Raw genomic sequence first — 239 nt, 5'->3', positions numbered from 1 at the left:
CTTCAGACGCTGGACTTGCTCGTCACGCGCCAGCAGCATGGCTTTCAGGGCGGCGATGTCGTCAGGGAGGTCGGTGGCGGTGAGCATGCCCCGAGTTTACGGAACTCCGGCCACGTTTACAAGGCCGATTGGGGGCGCCACGTACGTTCCGGCCTGCGCCAGTCAATGCCTTCCAGCAGCATCGACAACTGCGCCTGCGTCAGCATCACTGTCCCGCTGGCAGCCTGAGGCCAGACGAA

1 protein-coding gene is annotated in these 239 nt (G+C 64.0%); it reads right to left on the bottom strand.

Annotated elements, in window-relative coordinates:
- Positions 1–116: 116 nt before the first annotated feature.
- Positions 117–206, bottom strand: a complete 90-nt coding sequence (locus AC6H42_RS32020) for a hypothetical protein (RefSeq protein WP_497549827.1) — start codon at positions 204–206, stop codon at positions 117–119.
- Positions 207–239: the final 33 nt, after the last annotated feature.

This window comes from Massilia sp. NBRC 108631, from assembly GCF_059704565.1.
This window is presented reverse-complemented; position numbering and strand designations above follow the sequence as displayed.

Bases quoted from the DNA above. Each gene is read 5' to 3' on its own strand.
- AC6H42_RS32020 (WP_497549827.1), bottom strand. From the start codon at position 206: ATGCTGACGCAGGCGCAGTTGTCGATGCTGCTGGAAGGCATTGACTGG.